General features: G+C 66.4%; 22 protein-coding genes. 11 read left to right on the plus strand and 11 right to left on the minus strand.

Going from position 1 to position 22,110, the window contains the following annotated elements:
• Window positions 1-18: 18 nt before the first annotated feature.
• Complete coding sequence (locus tag O5K31_RS14345) at window positions 19-2,562, minus strand: TonB-dependent receptor (RefSeq protein ID WP_269714400.1); 2,544 nt, start codon at window positions 2,560-2,562, stop codon at window positions 19-21.
• An 83-nt stretch (window positions 2,563-2,645) separates the two neighbouring features.
• Here O5K31_RS14345 and O5K31_RS14350 point away from each other — a divergent pair, with 83 nt between their 5' ends.
• The gene (locus O5K31_RS14350; RefSeq protein ID WP_269714401.1) at window positions 2,646-3,638 is read left to right on the plus strand and encodes an RluA family pseudouridine synthase; all 993 of its coding nucleotides are present in this window, start codon (window positions 2,646-2,648) and stop codon (window positions 3,636-3,638) included.
• Window positions 3,639-3,724: 86 nt separating this feature from the next.
• Window positions 3,725-5,386: an acyl-CoA dehydrogenase family protein gene (locus O5K31_RS14355; RefSeq protein WP_269714403.1), complete on the plus strand. Its 1,662-nt coding sequence runs from the start codon at window positions 3,725-3,727 to the stop codon at window positions 5,384-5,386.
• Here the strand turns inward: O5K31_RS14355 and O5K31_RS14360 are convergent.
• Window positions 5,383-6,003 carry a TetR/AcrR family transcriptional regulator gene (locus O5K31_RS14360; protein ID WP_269714404.1) on the minus strand — a complete coding sequence of 207 codons (621 nt, stop codon included), beginning with the start codon at window positions 6,001-6,003 and terminating at the stop codon, window positions 5,383-5,385. The two genes, O5K31_RS14355 and O5K31_RS14360, sit on opposite strands and share 4 nt — an antisense overlap.
• A 5-nt stretch (window positions 6,004-6,008) precedes the next feature.
• Window positions 6,009-6,659, minus strand: a complete 651-nt coding sequence (locus tag O5K31_RS14365) for a TetR/AcrR family transcriptional regulator (RefSeq protein WP_269714405.1) — start codon at window positions 6,657-6,659, stop codon at window positions 6,009-6,011.
• A 240-nt stretch (window positions 6,660-6,899) separates the two neighbouring features.
• Here O5K31_RS14365 and O5K31_RS14370 point away from each other — a divergent pair, with 240 nt between their 5' ends.
• Together O5K31_RS14370 and O5K31_RS14375 are read left to right on the plus strand one after the other, a co-directional pair.
• Window positions 6,900-7,097: a twin transmembrane helix small protein gene (locus O5K31_RS14370; protein ID WP_269714408.1), complete on the plus strand. Its 198-nt coding sequence runs from the start codon at window positions 6,900-6,902 to the stop codon at window positions 7,095-7,097.
• Window positions 7,098-7,100: 3 nt separating this feature from the next.
• Window positions 7,101-7,679: a cob(I)yrinic acid a,c-diamide adenosyltransferase gene (locus tag O5K31_RS14375; RefSeq protein WP_269714410.1), complete on the plus strand. Its 579-nt coding sequence runs from the start codon at window positions 7,101-7,103 to the stop codon at window positions 7,677-7,679.
• 3 nt (window positions 7,680-7,682) lie between these two features.
• On the opposite strand, the gene O5K31_RS14380 is transcribed toward O5K31_RS14375, so the two are convergent.
• Window positions 7,683-7,982 carry a hypothetical protein gene (locus tag O5K31_RS14380; protein WP_269714412.1) on the minus strand — a complete coding sequence of 100 codons (300 nt, stop codon included), beginning with the start codon at window positions 7,980-7,982 and terminating at the stop codon, window positions 7,683-7,685.
• 174 nt (window positions 7,983-8,156) lie between these two features.
• Here O5K31_RS14380 and O5K31_RS14385 point away from each other — a divergent pair, with 174 nt between their 5' ends.
• From O5K31_RS14385 to O5K31_RS14395, 3 genes are read left to right on the plus strand one after another with little or no spacing between them, the layout of a single operon-like run.
• The gene (locus O5K31_RS14385) at window positions 8,157-8,906 is read left to right on the plus strand and encodes an electron transfer flavoprotein subunit beta/FixA family protein (RefSeq protein ID WP_269714413.1); all 750 of its coding nucleotides are present in this window, start codon (window positions 8,157-8,159) and stop codon (window positions 8,904-8,906) included.
• Window positions 8,906-9,850 carry an electron transfer flavoprotein subunit alpha/FixB family protein gene (locus tag O5K31_RS14390; protein WP_269714415.1) on the plus strand — a complete coding sequence of 315 codons (945 nt, stop codon included), beginning with the start codon at window positions 8,906-8,908 and terminating at the stop codon, window positions 9,848-9,850. Before O5K31_RS14385 ends, O5K31_RS14390 begins: the two co-directional genes overlap by 1 nt.
• Before the next feature lie 57 nt (window positions 9,851-9,907).
• Window positions 9,908-10,519, plus strand: coding sequence for a hypothetical protein (locus O5K31_RS14395; protein ID WP_269714417.1), 612 nt, complete (start codon window positions 9,908-9,910; stop codon window positions 10,517-10,519).
• 251 nt (window positions 10,520-10,770) lie between these two features.
• On the opposite strand, the gene O5K31_RS14400 is transcribed toward O5K31_RS14395, so the two are convergent.
• The 5 genes from O5K31_RS14400 to O5K31_RS14420 all read right to left on the minus strand — a co-directional run bounded on the left by O5K31_RS14400 (window position 10,771) and on the right by O5K31_RS14420 (window position 14,861).
• A complete protein-coding gene (locus O5K31_RS14400) occupies window positions 10,771-10,902 on the minus strand; it encodes a hypothetical protein (protein WP_269714419.1) in 132 nt (43 codons plus the stop codon).
• A 135-nt stretch (window positions 10,903-11,037) separates the two neighbouring features.
• Entirely contained in the window at window positions 11,038-11,691 is a 654-nt protein-coding gene (locus O5K31_RS14405) for a glutathione S-transferase family protein (protein WP_269714421.1), read from the minus strand.
• Window positions 11,688-12,161, minus strand: coding sequence for an SRPBCC family protein (locus O5K31_RS14410; RefSeq protein WP_269714423.1), 474 nt, complete (start codon window positions 12,159-12,161; stop codon window positions 11,688-11,690). The genes O5K31_RS14405 and O5K31_RS14410 overlap by 4 nt, the downstream gene beginning before the upstream one ends.
• Window positions 12,158-12,505 (minus strand): ArsR/SmtB family transcription factor, encoded by a 348-nt coding sequence (locus tag O5K31_RS14415; RefSeq protein ID WP_269714425.1) that lies wholly within the window; start codon window positions 12,503-12,505, stop codon window positions 12,158-12,160. The genes O5K31_RS14410 and O5K31_RS14415 overlap by 4 nt, the downstream gene beginning before the upstream one ends.
• Window positions 12,506-12,638: 133 nt before the next feature.
• A complete protein-coding gene (locus tag O5K31_RS14420; protein WP_269714427.1) occupies window positions 12,639-14,861 on the minus strand; it encodes a hypothetical protein in 2,223 nt (740 codons plus the stop codon).
• Window positions 14,862-15,315: 454 nt separating this feature from the next.
• On the opposite strand from O5K31_RS14420, the gene O5K31_RS14425 reads away from it, so the two are divergent.
• The 3 genes from O5K31_RS14425 to O5K31_RS14435 all read left to right on the plus strand — a co-directional run bounded on the left by O5K31_RS14425 (window position 15,316) and on the right by O5K31_RS14435 (window position 18,251).
• On the plus strand, window positions 15,316-16,374 hold the full coding sequence (locus O5K31_RS14425; protein WP_442867785.1) for an HPP family protein: 1,059 nt from the start codon (window positions 15,316-15,318) through the stop codon (window positions 16,372-16,374).
• A 2-nt stretch (window positions 16,375-16,376) separates the two neighbouring features.
• Window positions 16,377-17,255 carry a LysR substrate-binding domain-containing protein gene (locus O5K31_RS14430; protein ID WP_269714431.1) on the plus strand — a complete coding sequence of 293 codons (879 nt, stop codon included), beginning with the start codon at window positions 16,377-16,379 and terminating at the stop codon, window positions 17,253-17,255.
• Window positions 17,256-17,372: 117 nt separating this feature from the next.
• Complete coding sequence (locus O5K31_RS14435) at window positions 17,373-18,251, plus strand: 3-hydroxybutyryl-CoA dehydrogenase (protein WP_269714432.1); 879 nt, start codon at window positions 17,373-17,375, stop codon at window positions 18,249-18,251.
• Here O5K31_RS14435 and feoB read toward each other — a convergent pair.
• Together feoB and O5K31_RS14445 are read right to left on the minus strand one after the other, a co-directional pair.
• Complete coding sequence (feoB, locus tag O5K31_RS14440; protein WP_269714434.1) at window positions 18,248-20,119, minus strand: ferrous iron transporter B; 1,872 nt, start codon at window positions 20,117-20,119, stop codon at window positions 18,248-18,250. The two genes, O5K31_RS14435 and feoB, sit on opposite strands and share 4 nt — an antisense overlap.
• Window positions 20,116-20,430: a FeoA family protein gene (locus O5K31_RS14445; RefSeq protein WP_269714435.1), complete on the minus strand. Its 315-nt coding sequence runs from the start codon at window positions 20,428-20,430 to the stop codon at window positions 20,116-20,118. The genes feoB and O5K31_RS14445 overlap by 4 nt, the downstream gene beginning before the upstream one ends.
• Before the next feature lie 131 nt (window positions 20,431-20,561).
• On the opposite strand from O5K31_RS14445, the gene O5K31_RS14450 reads away from it, so the two are divergent.
• Window positions 20,562-22,100, plus strand: a complete 1,539-nt coding sequence (locus O5K31_RS14450; RefSeq protein ID WP_269714437.1) for a UbiD family decarboxylase — start codon at window positions 20,562-20,564, stop codon at window positions 22,098-22,100.
• Window positions 22,101-22,110: the final 10 nt, after the last annotated feature.

Raw genomic sequence — 22,110 nt, forward strand, 5'->3', positions numbered from 1 at the left:
GGCCGATGACGACCGTTGCTAGTTGAACTTCCAAGTCATGCTGACGCCGTACATGCGCGGCGCGCCGGCGATGAAGGTCGGCAGGCCCAGGCTGTCGCCAGTGTTGCCGGCGTCGATGATGTATTCCTCGTCCAGGGCGTTGTTGATGAAGCCCTCGACCACCAGCGGATAGTCCTCCGGCGTATAGGACAAGCGCAGGTTCACTAGGCCATAGCTCTTCTGCAGCTCGTCCTGCACGCGGTCGGCGACGAACACGCGCGGCGGAAGCTGGAAGCTGCCCAGGTCGTTGTTGTCGTCGAAATAGGTCTTGGACCGCCAGCTGTAGGTCGGGCGGAAGTCGAACTCGCCGCCCAGGGCCGTCTTGCGGAACGAGGCGCCCAGAGCGACCGTGTGATCCGGCGACAGGCGCAGGCGGTTGCCGTCATAGGCGCCGCCGTCGAAGCGGGCGTGGCTGTAGGCATAGGTCGCGAACAGATCGACCTGCTCGGCCACCGCCCATTCCGCCTGGCCCTCGAAGCCATAGGCCGTGGCCTTGCCGGCGTTGGTGGTGACAAACAGCGTGCCCTGCTGCTCGATGGTCTGGAAGTTGTCGTAGTCGTAGAAATAGACCGAACCATCCAGGCGCAGGCCCTGCTCGCGCAGGTGCGTCTTGAAGCCCAGCTCGTAGCTGTCGACCGTCTCGGCCTCGACCCGCTCGAACCGCGCGGCGGCGTTCGGCGTGACCGGCGGGCCGGCTTGCAGAACCTCCGGACGACGGCCCCGGGCGTAGGAGGCGTAGAGGTTGGCGTCTTCCGTCAGGGCGTAGCGGCCCACCAGGCGCCAGGTGAAGCTGCTGTCTTCGTTGTCGGCGCTGAAGGTGTCGCCATTGTTGGTGGTCGGCTGATAGGTCAGGCCGAAGTTCGGCAGGGCGCTGGTCGGCAGCTGTTGCACGATGGGCAGGGCCAGGGCGCCGACGATGGCGTTGGCCTGGCCGATGGCCACGGGGTTGCCGCTGGCGGCCAGTTGCGCCGCGCCGATCACGCCGCCCAGCACGCTGCGGCCGCCGATGGTGGCCGAGGTGAAGCGGGTGGTCTTCTCGTCGCGGGTCCAACGCAGGCCGCCCGACAGCTCCAGCTTGTCGGTGACGCGGAAAGTGACGTCGCCGAACACATCGACGCTGTCCAGGCTGGACGCGTTGGTGGCCGTCTCCTGGTGGTTCGGGCGCAGGTTCGCGGCGATGGCCACGGCCTGGGCCGGGGTCAGCAGCAGGCGGTTGCCGCTGAGGCCCGCGGCCAGGCCCTGCAGCAGGGCGCCGGTGAAGGCGGTGTTGTTGAACACGGCGGCGGGGGCCGGGGTGGTCGGAGCGAAGCCGAGGCCCGTGGCGCCGGCGTTCAGTTGGCCGGTCAGCACCGCCAGGCCCATGCGCTCGTCGAACTGCAGCGGCGCGCGCTGGCTGCCGTTCTCGTGGAAGAAGTCGGCCCCGAAGAAGCCGCTGAAGCGGCCGCCGGCGTCGTAGTTCAGGCGAAGCTCCTGGCTCCACTGATTGCCCTTGCCGTTGTTGGCGCCGGTCAGGATCGGCAGGGCCAGGCCGTCGGGATCATAGACCTCCGTCGACTCGAACTGACGCCAGGCGGTGACCGAGGCCAGGGTCAGGCTGTCGGTCAGCTCATAGCTCACCAGGGCGGTGGCGCCCTGCACCGTGCGGTCCACGCCAAGGTCGCCGTAGCCGAAGCTGGCCGGAGCGGCCAGCGCCGCCGGCTCCCACGGCTCACGGCCGGCCAGCACCTGGCCGGTCAACGGGCTGGCGGGCGAGAACCCGCCGGACTTGAACGACGTCCCGGTCGGCTCGTCGTGCTGATAGTTGTAGATCAGGTCAGCGCTGAGCTTGTCGCCCGAACGGTAGGACAGGGTCCCGCGCAGGGCGTAGGTGTCCACCGAGGCGAAGGCGTCGCCGCCGAGCGCGTTCTTCACATAGCCGTCGCGCTCACGCAGGCGGCCGGCGAGGCGCACCGCGAACTGCTCGTTGACTGGCAGGTTCACATAGCCTTCGGCGTTGACCTGGCCGTAGTTGCCGCCGCCCACCTTGGCCGAAGCGGAGAAGGCCGACGGATCGGCCTTGTTCTGGATCAGGTTCACCGCCCCGATCAACGCGCCACGCCCGTACAGGGTCGATTGCGGCCCCTTGGCCACTTCCACGCGCTGCAGGTCGAACAGCTCGACATAGGCGCCCTGCGCCTTGGAGATCGAAACCCCGTCCTGGAACACCGACACGCGCGGCTCGACCGTCGCTTCGGTGGAGTCCGAGGTGATGCCGCGCATCACGAAGCCCGGATTATTGGGCGACTGGTCCTGGACCAGCAGGCCCGGCGTAAACCGCGACAGCTCGGCGAAATCGGCGACGCCGAGCTTCTCGAGACGGTCGCCGCTATAGGCGGTCAGGGCGATCGGCACGTCGATGGCCGCCTGCTCGCGCTTCTGGGCGGTGACGATCAGCTCATCGACTTCCTGGGCCTGGGCGGCGCCAGCGCAAAGCGCGATCAGGCTGGCCGCCGCCAGAAGGCGGCTGGTTTGATACGAACGCATGAACTATCCCCTCGTGACCGTGGAGCCGCGCGGCTCTGCTACGGTTCTGCTATTTGGTTGTGACGCCTATATGAAGAACCGTGATGCGCGAAGACCTGCCTGAGGACGAAGCCGATTTCGAAGTGCGGCTGGTGCAGATAGGTGACGGCGCAACCGGCGATCGTCTGGACAAGGCGCTGGCCGCCGCCGCCCCCGACATTTCCCGCGCCCGGCTACAGGCCTTGATGGCCGAGGGACTGGTGCGCCGCGACGGCCTTCCTGTGACCTCCGGCTCCTCCAAGGCGGTCCTGGGCGAGTACGAAATCCTCATCCCGCCCCCCGCGCCAGCCGACCCGCAGCCCGAAGCGATCCCCCTCGTCGTGCTGTTCGAGGACGCGCACCTGATCGTGGTCGACAAGCCGGCGGGCATGGCCGTCCACCCCGCGCCCGGCACGGCGAACGGCACCCTGGTCAACGCCCTGCTGCACCACTGCGGCGACAGCCTGTCCGGCGTCGGCGGCGTGGCCCGCCCCGGCATCGTCCATCGCCTCGACAAGGAGACGTCGGGGGTCATGGTCGCGGCCAAGTCCGACGCCGCCCACCAGGGCCTGTCCAAGCTGTTCGCCAGCCACGACATCGACCGCGTCTATGTCGCCCTGACGCGCGGCGCGCCCTATCCGAAAAAGGGCGTGATCGACACGCAGCTCGGCCGCTCCAACAGCGACCGCAAGAAGATGGCCGTGCTCAAGACCGGCGGCCGCCAGGCGATCACCCACTATGCGGTCGAACACGCCTTCGGCCCGGACGAGAAGCCGCTGGCCGCGCGGGTCTCCTGCCGGCTGCAAACCGGCCGCACCCACCAGATCCGCGTCCACATGGCGTCCAAGGGCGCGCCCTGCCTGGGCGACCCCGTCTATGGCTCGGGTACGCCCGCCCCATCGGTCCGCGAGGCGATCGCCGCATCGGGACTGACGCGTCAGGCGCTGCACGCCGCGGTCCTGGGCTTTGTTCATCCGGTGACCGGCGAGACCCTGCGTTTCGAGACTCCCCTCCCCGCCGACATGGCGGCGCTGGAGAAGGCGCTGGCGGCGCTCTGACGCACCTCATGCTGCACCGCATTGTTCGCAACTGCGAGATGCGCCTATAGTCCGCCTAAACAACGATAAGACAGGGGAGAGACACCATGGCTGAAGCCCTGATTCTGGCGGGCCTGACCGAACTGCTGCGCGAGGCGGCCGAGGGGGCCAAGGCCTTCGTCGCCGCCGCCAAGCCCGCCGTGAAGGCGCGCATCAGCGTCGATGGCAAGATCGACCGCGCCCTGGCCGATGACGAGCAGCACGCCGTCCATGGCTTTGGCTGGTACGCCGCCTATGCCGAACTGCTGACCCAGGTCGCGCAGTGGGCCTCGACCCTAGAGGACGAGGGTCGCTTTGGCGAAATCGAAGCCATGCTGGCCCAACTTCTGTTCGCCGAATACGCCAGCCAGTTGGTCGGCGGCATCCCAATGAACCAGGGCGAGATCATCCGCCCCTCCGACCTCGGCGTCGGTGACGAGGCGGTGGAGCATCTGTTCGCTCCCGCCCTCACCACCCTGCTCGCCCAGGGCGGCGGCCAGGCCATCAAGACCCGACTGGCCCGGCGGTTGGCCGAGGCGCGCGGTCGCCCCACCCTTGAGAACACCGGCCTCGACGAAACCTACGAGATGATCCGGGACCAGTTTCACGCCTTCGCCCAGGAGAAGGTCGTCCCCTTCGCCCACGACTGGCATCTGAAGGACCAGCTGATCCCCCTGGAGCTGCTGGAGGAACTGGGCCAGCTCGGCGTCTTCGGCCTGACCATCCCGGAGGAATACGGCGGCTCGGGCATGGGCAAGACCGCCATGTGCGTGGTGTCCGAGGAATTGTCGCGCGGCTGGATCGGCGTCGGCTCTCTGGGCACCCGTTCAGAGATCGCCGCCGAACTGATCCTGACCGGCGGCACCGAAGACCAGAAGAACGACTGGCTGCCCGCCATCGCCTCGGCCGAAGTCTTGCCGACGGCCGTCTTCACCGAACCGAACACCGGCTCCGACCTCGGCGCGCTACGCACCCGCGCGACGCTGGAGGGCGGCCAGTACGTGGTCACCGGAAACAAGACCTGGATCACCCACGCCGCCCGCGCGGACGTGATGACCCTGCTGGTCCGCACCGACCCGAACACCACAGACTATCGCGGCCTGTCCATGTTGCTGGCGCCCAAGCTGCGCGGCGACGATGACGACGCCTTCCCCACCCCCGGCATGACCGGCGGCGAGATCGGCGTGATCGGCTATCGCGGGATGAAGGAATACGAGATCGGCTTCGACGGCTTCACCGTTCCGGCCGAAAACCTGCTGGGCGGGGTCGAGGGGCAGGGCTTCAAGCAGCTGATGGCCACCTTCGAGAGCGCCCGCATCCAGACCGCCGCCCGCGCCATCGGCGTCGCCCAGTCGGCCATGGAGACCGGGCTGACCTACGCCCTCGACCGCAAGCAGTTCGGCAAGGCGATCTTCGAGTTTCCGCGGGTCCACAACAAGCTGGCCATGATGGCGGCCGAGATCATGGGCGTGCGGCAGCTGACCTATTTCGCCGCCCGGCGGAAGGATGACGGCGAGCGCTGCGACCTCGAAGCCGGCATGGCCAAACTGATCGCCGCCCGTGTCGCCTGGGCCGCCGCCGACAACGCCCTGCAGATTCACGGCGGCAACGGCTTCGCCATGGAGTACGCCGCCAGCCGCCTGCTGGCCGACGCGCGCATCCTGAACATCTTCGAAGGTGCGGGAGAGATCCAGGCCCAGGTCATCGCCCGGCGCCTGCTGGAGGACTAGTTCGACTTGGCGGCGAAGCCTCGGGCGATCAGCTGGATCTGGCGGTCGAGCAGGCCCATGACCTGCTCGGCGTCCGCGCCTCGGGCCGCCATGCGGAAGTTCCAGGCATAGGCGCCCGCGACGGTGTCGACGATCAGGTCGATGTCGGCGTCAGACGCCACATCGCCGCGCTCCACGCCGTCGAGCAGCACCTGGCGCATATGGCCCAGCAGCCGCTGATTGTGCCCGAATGGCCGCGCGCCGGGCGCGGGATAGGGATCGAAGGACAGGCCGATATGGGCCAGCATGACCTTCAGTCTCTGGGACTCGAAACTGAAGATGATCCGCATGAGGGCCACCAGGCGCTCGGGCGTCGATCCGGTCAGTTCCGGGGCGCGCTGATCGAGCTCCTGATAGAGCCCCTCTTCGGCCCAGTCATAGACGACGTGTTGCAGCACCTCGGCCTTGGAGGAAAAGGTGGTGAAGACGCCACCGATCGACACGCCCGCCCGTTCGGCGATAACGCGGATGGTGGCGTCTTCATACCCGATCTCAGCGAAGAGCTCGCGGGCGGCCTTCAGAACCTTCTGGCGCGTGGCCAGCTTCTGGGCCTTACGGATGCCGACGGGCTCGTCCATGGGCCTTAGGGGCGAGCGCCCCGCAGCAGCATGCTGAGCTGCGTGGACAGGCGGGCCATCAGTTGGTCGAAGCCCAGCTCGTCGAACACGGCGCGGCGGTAGTTGACCAGATAGAGGTCCCACACCGTCTCCAGCATCAGCGACAGATCGACGGTCTTGGCGATCTCGCCGTCGGCCACACCGCGTTGCAGGGCGCTCTGCACCAGATCCAGCAGCGGCTTGAGGGCCATGCGGTGCTGGGTCTCGTTGTTCTGGTCGCGCGTCCACGAGGCCGACACGATGGCCTGAACCATCGGCAGCTGACGCAGATAGAGGCGATAGCCGGCGCCGAACATGTCCAGCAGCGCGCGCTCGACGCCAGCGGCGTTGGACGCGGCCGTGGCCATCTGCTCGTGCAGCAGCTCCAGGTCGCTCTTGATGATCGCGTCGAACAGCTCGCTCTTGTCGGCGAAGTTGGCGAACACCGCGCCCGTCGACATGCCGGCGGCCTGCGCGATGTCGCGGATGGTGGCGCCTTCATAGCCGCGCTGGATGAACAGCGTGCGGGCGGCCTCTAGAACCTTCTCGCGCGTGCGCTGCTTGGCGATCGTGCGGCGGTTGACCTTGACCTGCGGAGCTTCGGAGTCCGCTTCGATGGTGAGGGGTTCGTAGCTCATGCGGCGAAGACGAGCGCGAAACGGCCCGCGTCCAGGAGGAGGTTCATATCTCTGCTTTTATCCTTGGCGGCCGGTTTGATCCCGACCCGTTCAGCCCCACAGCCAAGCCAAGAAATAGCACCTCAGAGCAATATTCGCAAACTTCATCGAACATGTTCTCCCAAATTAGTCGAACACGTTCTCTGAAATTTGGGGCGCAACCTCGTGGCGCCGGCGGGAGCGGCGCAGTAGCATGACGCAATGGACACGCTTTTCCTCATCCTCGTCCCGATCGCGCTGCTGGCGGTGCTCGGCGCCCTGGGCCTCGGGCTCTATTCCATGGCGCGCGGCGGCGCGGGCTCGCCGGAGCGCTCAAACAAGCTGATGCAGCTTCGCGTGGTCCTGCAGGCGGTGGCCATCGCCGTCGTCCTGGCCGCGGTCTGGATCAAGAGCCGCTAGGCCGTGGTCACCCTCAACCGCATCTACACTCGCACCGGCGACAAGGGCATGACCCGACTGTCCACGGGCGCTCCAGTCAGCAAGGCCTCCTTGCGGGTGGAAACCTATGGCGCGGTGGACGAGACCAACGCCTGCCTGGGATTGGTTCGGCTGCATACCGCCCAGGACCCCGTGCTCGACCCGATTCTTGGCCGCATCCAGAACGAACTCTTCGACCTGGGCGCGGACCTCGCCACGCCGGAACAGCATGGCAAGCCCGACTGGGAGCCGCTGCGCATTCTCGACAGCCAGGTCACCCGGCTGGAGAGCGAGATTGACGAACTGAACGCGGCCCTGTCGCCGCTGAACTCTTTTGTCCTGCCCGGCGGGTCCGCGGCGGCGGCCTATCTGCATCAGGCCCGCACGGTCTGCCGGCGGGCGGAACGGCTATGCGTCGCGCTGATGGCCGAGCCGGGCGAGATCGTCAGCGAGCCGGCGTTGAAATACCTCAACCGCCTGTCGGACTTGCTGTTCGTCGCCTCCCGCCACGCCAATGACGGCGGCGCGGGTGACGTGCTCTGGCGTCCCGGCGCGACGCGCTAGGGCCTACTTCTTCGGCGGCGTGGCCGGCGTGGGCTCGGCGGCCGGAGCAGCGGCGGCCTTGGGCGGAGCGTTCTCCGGCGCGTTCGGATCTTCCGGCACGAACGGCTTATTGGGCCGCCCGGTGATCATATAGAGCGGCACCGGCACCGCGCAGGTGCGCGTCGAGCCATCCCACCAGTTGCCCTTGCTCTCGCAGCGTTGCGACGGCCAGACCCAGAAGGAGTGGTAGATCACCACGACGACGCAGCTGACCGCGAAAACGGCCAGGAAGAAGATCTTCAAGCGATAGAGGAACCGGTTCATGGGTCCCGCCTTTAGTCGCCCAAGGCGCGTATTTCTAGGGGCGAAGCGCCGCGGACGCCCCTCTTTCCCGACAAACCTGACGTTGACGCTAACGGAAGCTTGCAATGCGCGCCGGAGGCTTTAATTCCCGTTGGGAACGCAGGAACGCTTAGTCAGACAAAGAGGCTGAACCCGATGAAGGTGCTGGTCCCGGTCAAACGGGTGATCGACTACAACGTCAAGGCGCGGGTCAAACCCGACCAGACCGGCGTTGATCTCGCCAACGTCAAGATGTCCATGAACCCCTTCGACGAGATCGGGGTCGAGGAAGCCGTCCGCCTGAAAGAGAAAGGCGCGGTCGAAGAGATCGTCGTCGTCTCCATCGGCCCGGCGCAGGCGCAGGAAACCATCCGCACGGCCCTGGCCATGGGCGCCGATCGCGGCATCCTGATCCAGACCGACGCCGACCCCGAGCCGCTGGCCGTCGCCAAGCTGCTCAAGGCTGTCATCGGCGAAGAAGCCCCCGGCTTCGTGGTCATGGGCAAGCAGGCCATCGACGGCGACAACAACGCCGTGGGCCAGATGCTGGCCGCCCTGCTCGACTGGCCGCAGGCGACCTTCGCCTCCAAGATCGAGCTGTCGGGCAAGTCCGCCAAGGTCACCCGTGAGGTGGACGGCGGCCTGCAGACCCTGGACGTGGACCTGCCGGCGGTGATCACCGCTGACCTGCGCCTCAACGAGCCGCGCTACGCGTCGCTGCCCAACATCATGAAGGCCAAGAAGAAGCCGATCGACGTCAAGGCCCCGGCCGACTACGGCGTCGACATCGCGCCGCGCCTCAAGGTCCTCAAGGTCACCGAGCCGGCCAAGCGCTCGGCCGGCATCAAGGTCGAGACCGCCTCTGACCTGGTCATGAAGCTGAAGAACGAAGCGGGGGTCCTCTAATGGCCGTTCTCGTCATCGCCGATCACCACGACGGCCTGGTGCGCGACACCACCAACAAGACCGTCACCGCGGCGCAAGCCTTCGGGGGCGACATCGACATCCTCGTCGCCGGCAAGGGCGTGGACGCCGCGGCCAAGGCCGCGGCCGGCATCGCCGGCGTGCGCAAGGTCCTGACCGCCGACAGCGACGCTCTGGGCCAAGGCCTGGCCGAGGCGTTCGAAGCCACCATCGTTCCCCTGGCCGCCGGCTACGACGCCGTGCTCATCCCCTCGACCTCGCAGGGCAAGAACATCGCGCCGCGCATCGCCGCCAAGCTCGACGTCTCGCTGATCAGCGACATCATCGAGGTGGTGGACGCCAAGACCTTCGTGCGTCCGATCTACGCCGGCAACGCGCTGGAGACCGTCCAGACCTCCGAGCCCAAGGTCATCGCCACCGTCCGCCCCACCGTCTTCAAGGCGGCGGCGGAAGGCGGCTCGGCCGCGATCGAAAAGGCGGACGCCGCCGGCGCCCCGGCCCACACCCGCTTCGTCTCCGAAGAGATGGTCAAGTCGGACCGCCCCGAGCTGGGCGCCGCCAAGATCGTCGTCTCGGGCGGTCGCGCCATGGGCTCGGCCGAGGAGTTCCAGCGCGTGATCGAGCCCCTGGCCGATCTGCTGGGCGCGGCTGTCGGCGCCTCGCGCGCCGCTGTCGACGCCGGCTATGCGCCGAACGACTACCAGGTCGGCCAGACCGGCAAGGTCGTCGCCCCGTCGCTGTACATCGCCGTCGGCATCTCGGGCGCCATCCAGCACCTGGCCGGGATGAAGGACTCCAAGGTCATCGTCGCCATCAACAAGGACGCCGACGCCCCGATCTTCCAGGTCGCCGACTACGGCCTGGTGGCGGACTACAAGACCGCCATCCCCGAACTGACCGAGGCCCTCAAGGCCGCCGGCAAGTAAGACCGCTCCGCACAGGAGACGCCAAGGCCCCGGAAGGCGACTTCCGGGGCCTTTTGCGTGCGCGCCGCCCGCCTTGCCGACTCGGGCGAACAGCCGCACAAATCGTTAATGGCCCTTACGCCGCTCAATAACGCGTCCTTCCTGCGACACCCCGCCGGCCGACCGGACGGGGACGCCGCCGCGCGCGCCAACGAGCCCCCGGTCCAGGCCCGTGCGCCCGAGCCGCCAAAGGCCCCGCCGCCCTCCCAGACCGCCACGCCCGAGCAGCTGGCCCGCCAGCAGCAACGCGGCCTGACCGCCCTCAAGCCGCTGGAGGGCCCGGCTCCTGCCGAGACTCTCTACGCCACCGTGCGCGCCGGCGCCGATGTGGTGGCCGAGGTGAACAACAGCGGTTCCGTCACCTCGCGCGGGGCGGTCCTGTCCCTGGGCGGCGCCGACGAGCGCGGCCTGCTCGGCCCCGAGCTGGCCGCCCACCGCGCCCGCAAGATCGCCGAATCCTACGGCGCCAAGGTCGAGATGGCCCCCACGGCCCAGACCCAGGAGCAGTACGAGGAGGAGGTCACCGCCCGCGCCGCCGCCCCCCGCCCCAAGACCACCGAAGTCGGCGCCTACGCCAAGGCCTTCCAGGCGGGCGAGGACGACGCCGCCTGGTGGAAGAAGGACGTCTAGGCTCCCAATCCGCTCACCCCGGCGCAGGCCGGGTCCCAGATCGTAGAGCTCAGGGGCCGCCCACCTAAACCCGCCTCCCTCGCCCCTGTGGCGAGGGTCCCTGCCTCCGCCCGCACGGAGCAAACCCGGCTCGCCCAACGCCAGCGGACACAGGGACCCTGGGCACAAGGCCCAGGGAATCGGAGCGGACTTCTCTCAAAAAGAAAAAGGCCCGGAAGCCATCCGGGCCCTCTTCAATCTCACCGCCAACCTCAGCGCGGGCTTTCAAGCACCAGCCCTTCGGTCCAGCGCAGTTCGTCCTTGTGGACAGGATTGGGAAAGACGCCGGCGGCGCCAAGGGTCAGGACAAGCGTGGTCACGCCCGCCAAAAGCAGGATCTTCATCACACATCACCTCGGGAAAGAGCTTTAGGTCAGCGGCGCGCCGTGACCCGAACATGCCCCCGCACGAGGGTCGCTGACCAACGATAGGTTTTATCCGAGGTTGTGAGCTGAGCTAACGGGCGATGCCTGGCCGCCCTAGTCCCGATCCGGCGCCCCCAGCGGGAAATAGTGGCGAAAGCCCCGCGCCTCATCCACCGCCCGGGCGAAGGACGGCCGCTGCAACAGGCGCGCGCGGTAGGCCAGCAGATGACCGTACTGCTCGGGAATCTTGTGCGTCCAGTCCGCGTAGAACAGCGACGGCGCCGCGGCGCAATCGGCCAGGGTGAAGGTCTCGCCAACCGCCCAGGTGCGCCCCGCCATGTACTGGTCCAGCCAGGCATAGCTGGCGTCCAGCATCTTGCGCGCCTCCAGGGCGCCGTAAGGGTCTTTGCTCTCGGCCGGCCGCAGGGACTCGTAAACGCACTGCCCCTGGGGCGTCATGACGTAGTTGTCGAAGAACCGGTCCAGCATCCGCGCTTCAAGCGCCAGGTCCGGATCAGCGGGGATCAGCTTCACCGGCCCCGGATGACGCACCTGCAGATATTCGATGATGACCGACGTCTCCATCACCACGCGCCCGCCCTCGCGAAGGATCGGGAAGCGCTTCAGCGGCCACAGCGACGCGAATTCCTCGCCGACGCCTTCATCCTCCAGCATCCGGAAGACGAAGGGGACGTCATTCTCATAAAGGGCGATCAGCGCCTTCTGGCAGTAGGACGAGAACGGATGCGCGAAGAGCTCGATGGTCATGAGAAGGCCTTCGGCTCACGGCCCTCGATCACGGCGACCAGATTGTCCACATGCCAGGTCGTGCCATGCTCGCGGCCCTGCACGGCCTCCAGGCCGCCGCTCAGATACGAGCCCTGCTCGGTGTGCAGCAGCCGGGTCTTGCCGCCCTCGGCCCGGAACTCCAGCGTCATCAGCGAGACCGACAGCTTCTCGGCGTCGCTGAACATGTCGTAGACCAGGATGATCCGCTCGTTCTCGACGATGTCGTGATAGGTCGCCTGGAAGTCGGTGACCAGGCCGCTGGGCCAGCGGGCGTGGAACCGCTCCTTGCCCCCGACGCGGAAATCGAAGTCGCGGTTGAGCGTTTCGATCTCGGCCGGCGCCTTGAACCAGGCCCTCTTGGCCTCAAGGCTGGCATAGGCCGCAAAGACCCGCGAAGGCGAAGCGTTCAGCACCCGCTCGATGGTGAAGGTCGCGTTGGTGATCGTCATTGCTCCCCCTCCTCAGGGGCGGTCTTGGCCAGATAGGCCTCCAGTTGATCGTATTGCTGCTCCCAGAACCGCTTGCGCTCGGCGATCCAGCGCTCGACCTGGACCATGGCCGCGACCTCCAGCGAACAGGTGCGCACCCGGCCCACCTTCTGGCTCTTCACCAGCCCCGCCCCCTCAAGGATCTTCAGGTGCTGGACCACCGCCGACAGGGTCATCGGCAAGGGCTTGGCCAGTTCGCTGACCGAAGCGGGACCAAAGCTCAGCCGCTCCACCATGGCCCGTCGCCCAGGATCGGACAGGGCCTGGAAGGCGAGATCGAGGGGTGCGGATTGATACTGTAGCATTTGCTTAAGTGTTGGCGGGAAGGGAGGGGGAGTCAAGGGGGACTCGCCTCTTAGGAAGCTATGGCCAGCGGCGCACCGAAGCCGCCCTTGCGAAGGGCTGCTACAGGTGAGTTTTGTCGATATTGTGAGGGCGCTAGTGGGGCAGAGCTATTGGGCGACTAAGAAGGCGGAAAAAGCTCGCCATTGAAAAAGTGTCGCCCTTGGCTTTGCGTGCGAAGAAGAAAGTCGCGCATTCGACAGCCCCACCCTCTTCATACAATTCCATGGCACAGTTGCGCCCTGCGTTTTGAAACGCTTCGGGGTCCGTCAGACGTTTCTCCAAGTGGACCATCACAGCGAACTGCTTTTTCCCGATTGGGTATTTGACGAAGAAAGTGTCTTCACCTCTCAGCGGCTCGCCACGCCGATAACGGCGGATACGCTTTTCGATCTCCCCCAGCGCTGCCGGTAGCTGATTGAGGATTGCATTTATGATGTCGAAGCGGTGCCGCTGGTCGTTGCTCTTATAGATCTCGCGCACTGTCGCCTCCCATAGTGGGGGGCGCGGCATCCCGAAGAGTTCAACCACGGTCCGATCAGTGCGCGGCGTCTTAGGCCGCCGGACCGCGCCATCGGATTTAAAGAATGCGATCTTCTGACCCTGCAACTGGCTACCATCGATCCATAGCCCGTTGTTCAGATAGGCAGATAATAGATCCTGTTCATCTGCGTGAAAATCGAACACCTGCTCTAAAGTGGACCGGCGCGTTAAGTAGTGAATGAGTGAAACTTCACTATCTAAGAACCGCACGATCATATGCAATTCACCGAGAGAAATTACGGGAGACCAAGTCATCTCTTCGGTGACCAAGCCTATATCCTTCAGATAAGATTTGGCGCTGGTGAGGGATGCGAAGTGCTCGATGCAAACGCTGAAGCTGAAAACAACCTTGGGGCGATCCATCTGAAGATCGATCGGCTCCCCCGTAGCCTTTAGGCGAAGTTTTACTTGGTCACGGGCCGTATCTAGGTAGCTCTGCAAGCGGCCCGCTTGCTCGCTTGGTTCAATGAAAAGCTCTTTGAAATTCTTTTCGAGACTGAGGATGCCGCCGCGTCGCGCCGCATCTTTGATCCCCCCCGATTTCGCCTCAAAGAGAAAAACGAAATTACCAATCACGGCGACGACGTCGTTCTCCCAGACTTTCCCTTCCTCTGGATCGTCCCACAACACGCTGTGATAAATTGCTGCGCTGGGCATGCCAGTCTTAACGAGATCGACAATCGTCGCTTCTAAGTACGAGGCACGTGCGTTTTCGTAAGCCGCCTTGAGCGCAGTGTGCCCAGTCATCAGCCCTTCAACGATCGCGAAGGGAAACGAAAAAATCAGCTGCGGCAGTGGGATGAAAAGGTCGTCATTTGGAAGACGTACATACGGCCGGCGCCAGACTGGATTGTCGAGATAGAGATGATCTGGGTTGGTCCCCTCCAGTTCTCCCGGCCGCACTGATATCCCATAGAGCGCCTCGACGATCTTTGGAGAGAACTCCAACTTGATCATTGAGCGCGGCAGCGTAAACGCCCAAGGATAGCCGAGCTCGGAAAGCTGAAACGCCGCGTCGCGTAAATCTTCAAGCTTTGGAAACAATGCCCCCCGTCCACGCCAAGCACGCGCAGCGGTCGGGCTACATTCGCAAATGAACTGGATGGCTCCCAGAATCTGATCGCGATTTTTCGCGGTGAGGATTGTGCGGACTTGTTGGGTGTATGTCCCAAACCGCTCCATCACTAGGTCGAGAAGCCTCACCCCCGCGCGAAAAAGATCAGATAAACGGTAGCCCAGCGCCTGACCGGATTGCGCATCCACGCGTGCCAGCAGCGCCTGCATTGTCCGCTCACAATCGTCCCGCGTGAACAGATTGCGGTAGTGAAGCGTCTGAACTTGAGCCAAGAATGTAGCTCGCCGCTGCGGCTCCGTATGATCGCCTTTCTCCTCCTGGCGGCGAGTGAACCCCCAGAAATTGCGGGCGATGGTGGCCCAGAGTCGAACAAAGCTGCCGGGAGACGTCGGCACCGCACGCACCGACGGCTCTTGTATTAGCAGATGGGCTTGAAGCAGTTCCACGAAGGCCTGCTCTAGACGCTCAAACTCCGGGTGAAGCTCTTCCGGCTTACCGCCCTCCATAATGAGGCGCGCCGCGCTTCGGGCGATGACGATATAGGGATCGCGGACACGCAAAGCCGTTGAGATACGCTCGCGCGTGGTCAGAAAGTCGGCCTGCCACTCCGTAGGGGTCCACCCGTCGGTACCCTCCAGTTCCTCAGACTTCGGCAGTTCAAACTGCGCGTAACCCGGCATCCCGCGTTCAAGATCAACCATGGCTCAACTTTACCGCGTGCAAACGTATCGGCCTAGCTTGCAGTGACTGACCGAACAGACGAGAGCTCTTACCCCCCAAAAAGTAGCCTCTCGAGACGTATCTTCCCGCTACTCCCGACCCCAAATGGGAGACACTGGAGACATCCGTCGCCCCGCTTGTCCGCCCCTGTCCCCGGCGTGGGATGATGGGGCATGGAGATCCGCTCAACCCACCCCTCCAGCCCGATCCCGCGCCACGCCGCGCCTTGCGCGACGGTCGCCTGTCGCCTGACGCACGCCAGCCGCCCGCCCCGCGCCCGGACTTATCCCCGCGCCCTCCGCTCCACATCGGCGAATGGAGACACACGTCCCACACGCCCACCAAAGCGAACCCAGATTTTGCGCGCGCCTGTGAGTCGAGCTAACAACCCGCCATGACCTTCTCGCCCATGGCCCTCCTCCGGGGAAAGCCCCCATCTCGCCCAAGGACGCCCTGCGTTCCGGCGCCGGCGCGCTGTTCGGGATCGCGGCGGCCGGCATGACCGCGCGCCTGATCGCGGGCGGTGGCGACGCGCTGCAGACGCCCCTGCTGATGGCGCCGCTCGGCGCCTCCGCCGTCCTGGTCTTCGCCCTGCCGGCCAGCCCCCTGGCTCAGCCCCGCGCGGTGATCGGCGGCAACACCCTGTCGGCCATCGTCGGGGTGACCTGCGCCCTGTTCATTCCCCATCAGGTCCTGGCGGCGGCCATGGCGGTGGGGGTCGCCATCCTGCTGATGTCGCTGCTCGGCGTACTGCATCCGCCGGGCGGAGCGGTGGCCCTGAGCGCGACCCTGGCGGTCGGCGCGGCGCCCGGCTCGCTGAACTACGGCTATGTGCTGGAGCCGGTCGCCCTGTGCTCGATCCTGCTGGTGATGGCGGGGATGATCTATGTGAACCTGACCGGCCGGACCTATCCGCACCGCACCCCCGCCCCGGTCAATGTCCACAAGACCGAGGACCCGCCGCCGAGCGAGCGGGCGGGCTACACCCCCGCCGACCTCGACAAGGCATTGGCCCAGTACGGCGAGCTTCTGGACGTCAGCCGCCAGGACCTGGACCTGCTGTTCCGCCAGGTCGAACTTCAGGCCCATCGCCGGCTGCATTCGCGCATCCTGTGCGGCCAGATCATGTCCCGCGACGTGGTCAGCGTGTCGGCCGATCAGAGCGCCCAGAGCGCCCTCGCCGTCCTGCTGGAGCATGACCTGCGCACCGCCCCGGCCATCGACGCCCAGGGCCGCGTCGCCGGGCTGGTCCGGCGCGCCGAGTTGCAGGCCGGCGGCGACGGCCTTGTCGCCGACCTGCTTGATCCGGCCGCCCATCGCGTCACCGCCGACACGCCCATCCAGGCCCTGCTGCCCCTGCTGTCCAGCGGCGAGGCGCATGAGGTGATGGTGGTCGACTACGCCCAGGTCCTGATCGGCCTGGTCACCCAGACCGACCTGCTGGCGGTGCTCTATCGCACCCACGTGGTCGAAGCCGTCGCGGCGGGGACCTAGCCATGCTGTCGCGCGTCTCGTTCAACAGCCTGTGCGCCCTCGAAGCCGCCGTCCGCCACCGCAGCTACAGCCGCGCGGCGCTGGAGCTGCACGTCACCCACGGCGCCGTCAGCCAGCAGATTCGCCGGCTGGAGGTGGAGCTGGAACAGACCCTGTTCATCCGCGTGGGCAACGACATGCAGCCCACCCCGGCCGCCGAGGAGCTGGCCAAGGTCGTGGCCAAGGCCGCGCAGGACCTGCGCTCGGGCGTCGAGTCGGCGCGGTTCCAGGCGTCGCTGTGCCCGCTGGTGATCTCGATTGGCCCCTCCTTCGCCCGCCGCTGGCTGGCGCCGCGCATGGCCGAACTGGCGGCCATCGATTCGGCGCTGGAAGTGCGCACCGACGACGGCTTGGCCAACCTGCGCTCCGACGGCGTGGATGTGGCCATCCGCTTCGGCATCGGCCCCTGGCCGGGCCTGGAAAGCCGCCAGATCTTCCCCGACCGGCTGGCGCCGCTGTGCAGCCCCGACTTCCTGGCGCGCCACGCCATCAACCGGCCCGAGGACCTGGCCGAGGTTCCCCTGCTGCGTCACACCGGCATTCCCTGGCGGTTGTGGTTCGACGCGCACGGCCTGCCGACGCCGCCCGCCGCCAACCGGGGCGTCAGCTTCGACGACACCTCGTTCATGCTGGACGCGGCGGCCGAGGGCATTGGGGTCGCCCTGGGCCGGATCGGCTTCGCCCAGGCCGATCTGGCCTCGGGCCGGCTGGTCCGCCCCCTGGCCGGCGAGGTCGATATTCCCACCGCCCACCACTTCGTCTGGCGGGCCGACAGCCCCAAGCTGGCGCGGATCGAGGTGCTGCGCGACTGGGTCTTGGCCAACAGCCAGTTGGATCGCTAGGGCTCGTTTCGCTGCGTCGCAGCAAACCCTTGTGGGCCATACGGACGTTCGTGCTACATATCCCGCTTGTTTTTTCAGCGACGGCGCCGCCGGAGCGTTCAAGCCAAGGCTTGGGTAATGGTAGATATCAAGTCGGTCGGCGTTATCGGCGCTGGCCAGATGGGTTCCGGCATCGCGCATGTGGTGGCTCTGGCGGGGTATGACGTGCTCCTCCACGACCTGTCCCGCGACAGGATCGAGGCGGGTGTCGCCCTGATCGAAAAGAACCTGGCGCGCCAAGTCGGCCGTGGAATCATCGACGACGCGGCCATGAAGGCGGCCCTGGGCCGCATCAAGCCGGCCGAGGACATCGCGGCCGTCGGGGCCACGGACATCGCCATCGAGGCGGCGACCGAGAACGAAGAGCTCAAGAAGACCATCTTCCGCAGCCTGGTGCCCCACCTGGGACCCGACACGCTGCTGGCGTCCAACACCTCGTCCATCTCGATCACCCGTCTGGCCTCGGTCACCGACCGGCCCGAGCGGTTCATCGGCCTGCACTTCATGAACCCGGTGCCGTTGATGAAGCTGGTCGAGATCATCCGCGGCATCGCCACGGACGTTCCGACCTACGAGACGGCCGTCAATTTCGCCCAATCCCTGGGCAAGACCACCTCGAACGCCGAAGACTTCCCGGCCTTCATCGTCAACCGCGTGCTGGTGCCGATGATCAACGAGGCGATCTACACCCTGTACGAGGGCGTGGGCACGGTCGACGCCATCGACACCGCCATGAAGCTGGGCGCCAACCATCCGATGGGCCCGCTCGAACTGGGCGACTTCATCGGCCTGGACACCGTCCTGTCGATCATGAACGTGCTGTACGAAGGCCTGGCCGACAGCAAGTACCGCCCCTGCCCGCTGCTGGTGAAGTACGTCGAGGCCGGCTGGCTGGGCCGCAAGGTCGGCCGCGGCTTCTACGACTACCGCGGCGACGTGCCGGTTCCCACGCGCTAGCCTAGGCCAAAGGCGCTCGCCACCCGGAAGGTCACGAAGGCCGCCAGATAGGCCAGCGAGACCATGTAGATGAACATCACCGACGGCCACAGCCAGCCGTTGGTCTCGCGCTTGACCACGCCCAGGGTGGGCGCGCACTGGGGCGCGAACACGTACCAGGCCAGGAACGCCAGGGCCGTGGCGATCGACCACTGGCTCGACAGGGTGGTCGCCAGGGCGTCGGTCGCGCCGTCCGCCTCGCTGACCGAGTAGACGGTCCCAAGCACCGCCACCGCCACCTCGCGGGCGGCCATGCCCGGGATCAGGGCGATCGACATCTGCCAGTTGAAGCCGATGGGCTGCATGACCGGCAGGATGAAATGCCCGATCATGCCCGCGAAGCTATAATCGATCGCCGGGCCGGTCGCACCCTCGGGCGGATAGGGGAAGGTCGACAGCGCCCACACCAGGATCATCAGCGGCAGGATGATGCGACCCGCGCGGCTGATGAAGATACGCGCCCTGATCCACAGGTTCATCAGCACGTTCTTGATGTCGGGCGTCTTGTAGGTCGGCAGCTCCATCATGAAGGGCTCCACCGACCCCCTCCAGAAGATGCGGCGGATGACGAAGGAGACGAGCAGCGCGCTGACGATACCGGCCGCATAGAGCCCGAACATCACCAGCCCCTGCAGGCTGACGAAGCCCCAGACGGTGGTGTTGGGAATGAAGGCGGCGATGATCAGGGTGTAGACCGGAATCCGCGCCGAACAGGTCATCAGCGGCGCGACCAGGATAGTGGTCAGGCGGTCCTGTTTGTTGTCGATCACCCGCGTCGACATGATGCCGGGGATGGCGCAGGCGAAGCTGGACAGCAGGGGGATGAACGCCCTGCCGTGCAGGCCCGCCCCGCCCATGATCTTGTCCATAAGGAAGGCCGCGCGGGCCATGTACCCGCTGTCCTCGAGCAGGATGATGAAGAAGAACAGGATCAGGATCTGCGGCAGGAAGACCAGCACGCTGCCCACCCCGCCGATCAGGCCGTCGATCAGCAGGCTTTGCACCAGACCGTCGGGCAGCACCGCGTCGATGCCGGCCCCCAGCGCGGCGAAACCCGCCTCGATCCCGTCCATGGCCGGGGTCGCCCAGGTGAACACCGCCTGGAACATGACGAACAGCAGGCCCAGCAGGATCGCCAGGCCCGCCGCCGGGTGCAGCAGCACGCTGTCGATGCGGCCGGTGATGGTGTCGGGCCGCTCGGCCGGCTTGACGCAGGCCTTGACGATCCGGCGGGCCTCGCTGTGGGCCTGGCGCAGGTCGGCGGAGGTCGGCTCGTGCCAGACGTTCTCGCCCGGCTTGACGGTGTCGGCCACCGCATCGACCTGGCGCAGCAGGTCTTCCAGCCCGCGCTTGCGGGTGGCGACCGTGGTGACGATCGGCGCGCCGATCTCCTGCGACAGGCGCTCGATGTCGATCTGCAGGCCCTGGCGCTGGGCGATGTCGAACATGTTGAGGGCCAGGACGAACGGCCGCCCGACCTGCTTCAGCTCCAGCACCAAGCGCAGGATCAGCCGCAGGTTGGTGGCGTCGGCCACGCAGACCACCACGTCCGGCGGCGTCTCGCCGGCCAGCCGGCCAAGCACCGCGTCGCGGGTGACGATCTCGTCCGGGCTGCGGGCCCGCAGGGAGTAGGTGCCGGGCAGGTCGAGCACCGACAACGTGCGGCCGGCGGGCGTGGTCAGCACGCCTTCCTTACGCTCGACGGTCACGCCGGCGTAGTTGGCCACCTTCTGCCGCGCGCCGGTGAGGGCGTTGAACAGGGCGGTCTTGCCGGAATTGGGATTGCCCACCAGCGCCGCGCGCAGGGAGGGAAGCGTCACGTCGGTCAAAGCTTGGATCCGGACTCGAAACGAACATCAATAGCGCTGGCCTCCAGCCGGCGCAGGGCCACGCGCATGTCGTCGACCCGCACCGCGATGGGGTCCCCGCCGATCATGCCTTCGTGCAGCAGCTCAATGGCGGCGCCCTCGACGAAGCCGAGCTCCAGCAGGCGGCGCTCCAGCTCCTCGGCGGCCAGGACGCCATGCCGGCTGTGATCGCCGACGTGGACGATGACGCCGCGGTCGCCGGGACGGGCCGCGCTCAGGGGACGAACATCGCCCGCTTGCATCTCTTCGGCCGTAACCGCGCCGTCGTGCATGTCCGCTCCTGGAAAAACTTGCGAACGATTATCAGCCCAGCTGGATGATGTCGATGCGACGGTTGGGCTTTGCGTCCTTCGACACGCCCGCTAAAGCGGGCTGGTCAGTCGAAGGACGTACTGGAGTGTCCATGGCCTACCGATCCCTCCGCGAATTCATGGCCATGCTGGAGGCGAAGGGCGAACTGGTCCGGGTCTCCGAACCGGTGTCCTCGGTCCTGGAGATGACCGAGATCCAGACGCGTCTGCTCGCCACTGGCGGGCCGGCCGTGCTGTTCGAAAACGTCATCAAGGCGGACGGCACGAAGTCGGATATGCCGGCCCTGGCCAACCTGTTCGGCACGGTGGCGCGGGTCGCCATGGGCGTGACCCTGGGCGGTGAGAGCCGCACAACCGCCGGCGAGCTTCGAGAAGTGGGCGAACTCCTGGCCTTCCTGCGCCAGCCGCAGCCGCCCAAGGGCCTGAAGGACGCCTTCGACATGCTGCCCCTGGCCAAGACGGTCATGAGCATGCGCCCCGCCGTGGTGAAGAAGGCCCCGGTGCAGGAGGTGGTCCTCACCGGCGACCAGATCGACCTCTCCAAGCTGCCGATCCAGACCTGTTGGCCGGGCGAGCCCGCGCCGCTGATCACCTGGCCGCTAGTCGTCACCAAGGGCCCGGGCAAGGACCGCGAAGACGACTTCAACCTCGGCATCTATCGGATGCAAGTGATCGGCCAGAACCGCTGCATCATGCGCTGGCTGGCCCACCGCGGCGGCGCCCAGCACTATGCCCGCCATAAGAAGACCGGTTCCAGAGAGCCGCTGCCCGCCTGCGCCGTCCTGGGGGCCGATCCGGGCACCATCCTGGCGGCCGTGACGCCGGTGCCCGACACCCTGAGCGAGTATCAGTTCGCCGGCCTGCTGCGCGGCGCCAAGGCCGAGCTCGTCGCGGCCAAGACCGTGCCCCTGATGGTTCCCGCCCAGGCCGAGATCGTCCTGGAGGGCCACGTCCTGCTGGACGAGTACGCCGACGAGGGGCCGTACGGCGACCACACCGGCTACTACAACAGCGTCGAGAAATTCCCGGTCTTCGAGGTCACCGCGATCACCATGCGCAAGGACCCGATCTACCTGACGACCTTCACAGGCCGTCCGCCGGACGAGCCGAGCGTATTGGGCGAAGCGCTGAACGAGGTGTTCATTCCCCTCATCCGCCAACAGTTCCCCGAGATCACCGACTTCTGGCTGCCGCCCGAAGGGTGCAGCTACCGCATCGCCGTGGTGTCGATGAAGAAGGCCTATCCCGGTCACGCCAAGCGCGTGATGCTGGGTGTGTGGAGCTATCTGCGTCAGTTCATGTACACCAAGTGGGTGATCGTCGTGGACGACGACATCAACGTCCGCGACTGGAAGGACGTCATGTGGGCGGTCAGCACCAAGATGGACCCGGCGCGGGACATCACGGTGATCGAGAACACCCCCATCGACTACCTCGACTTCGCCTCTCCCCAGAGCGGCCTTGGCTCCAAGATCGGACTCGACGCCACCGACAAGTGGGAGCCCGAGACCCATCGCGAATGGGGCGAGGAAATCCGCATGGACCAGGACGTCATCGAGGCGGTCAGCGAGAAGTGGTCGCGCCTGGGTCTGCCCGGCGACGGCGCGCCCATCTGGAAATCCAAGAAGTAGGTTCGATCCC

The organism is Caulobacter sp. NIBR2454, from assembly GCF_027474405.1.
Lineage (GTDB): Bacteria > Pseudomonadota > Alphaproteobacteria > Caulobacterales > Caulobacteraceae > Caulobacter.

Bases quoted from the DNA above. Each gene is read 5' to 3' on its own strand.
- O5K31_RS14345 (WP_269714400.1), bottom strand. From the start codon at position 2,562: ATGCGTTCGTATCAAACCAGCCGCCTTCTGGCGGCGGCCAGCCTGATC.
- O5K31_RS14350 (WP_269714401.1), top strand. From the start codon at position 2,646: ATGCGCGAAGACCTGCCTGAGGACGAAGCCGATTTCGAAGTGCGGCTG.
- O5K31_RS14355 (WP_269714403.1), top strand. From the start codon at position 3,725: ATGGCTGAAGCCCTGATTCTGGCGGGCCTGACCGAACTGCTGCGCGAG.
- O5K31_RS14360 (WP_269714404.1), bottom strand. From the start codon at position 6,003: ATGGACGAGCCCGTCGGCATCCGTAAGGCCCAGAAGCTGGCCACGCGC.
- O5K31_RS14365 (WP_269714405.1), bottom strand. From the start codon at position 6,659: ATGAGCTACGAACCCCTCACCATCGAAGCGGACTCCGAAGCTCCGCAG.
- O5K31_RS14370 (WP_269714408.1), top strand. From the start codon at position 6,900: ATGGACACGCTTTTCCTCATCCTCGTCCCGATCGCGCTGCTGGCGGTG.
- O5K31_RS14380 (WP_269714412.1), bottom strand. From the start codon at position 7,982: ATGAACCGGTTCCTCTATCGCTTGAAGATCTTCTTCCTGGCCGTTTTC.
- O5K31_RS14385 (WP_269714413.1), top strand. From the start codon at position 8,157: ATGAAGGTGCTGGTCCCGGTCAAACGGGTGATCGACTACAACGTCAAG.
- O5K31_RS14390 (WP_269714415.1), top strand. From the start codon at position 8,906: ATGGCCGTTCTCGTCATCGCCGATCACCACGACGGCCTGGTGCGCGAC.
- O5K31_RS14400 (WP_269714419.1), bottom strand. From the start codon at position 10,902: ATGAAGATCCTGCTTTTGGCGGGCGTGACCACGCTTGTCCTGACCCTT.
- O5K31_RS14405 (WP_269714421.1), bottom strand. From the start codon at position 11,691: ATGACCATCGAGCTCTTCGCGCATCCGTTCTCGTCCTACTGCCAGAAG.
- O5K31_RS14410 (WP_269714423.1), bottom strand. From the start codon at position 12,161: ATGACGATCACCAACGCGACCTTCACCATCGAGCGGGTGCTGAACGCT.
- O5K31_RS14415 (WP_269714425.1), bottom strand. From the start codon at position 12,505: ATGCTACAGTATCAATCCGCACCCCTCGATCTCGCCTTCCAGGCCCTG.
- O5K31_RS14420 (WP_269714427.1), bottom strand. From the start codon at position 14,861: ATGGTTGATCTTGAACGCGGGATGCCGGGTTACGCGCAGTTTGAACTG.
- O5K31_RS14430 (WP_269714431.1), top strand. From the start codon at position 16,377: ATGCTGTCGCGCGTCTCGTTCAACAGCCTGTGCGCCCTCGAAGCCGCC.
- O5K31_RS14435 (WP_269714432.1), top strand. From the start codon at position 17,373: ATGGTAGATATCAAGTCGGTCGGCGTTATCGGCGCTGGCCAGATGGGT.
- O5K31_RS14445 (WP_269714435.1), bottom strand. From the start codon at position 20,430: ATGCACGACGGCGCGGTTACGGCCGAAGAGATGCAAGCGGGCGATGTT.
- O5K31_RS14450 (WP_269714437.1), top strand. From the start codon at position 20,562: ATGGCCTACCGATCCCTCCGCGAATTCATGGCCATGCTGGAGGCGAAG.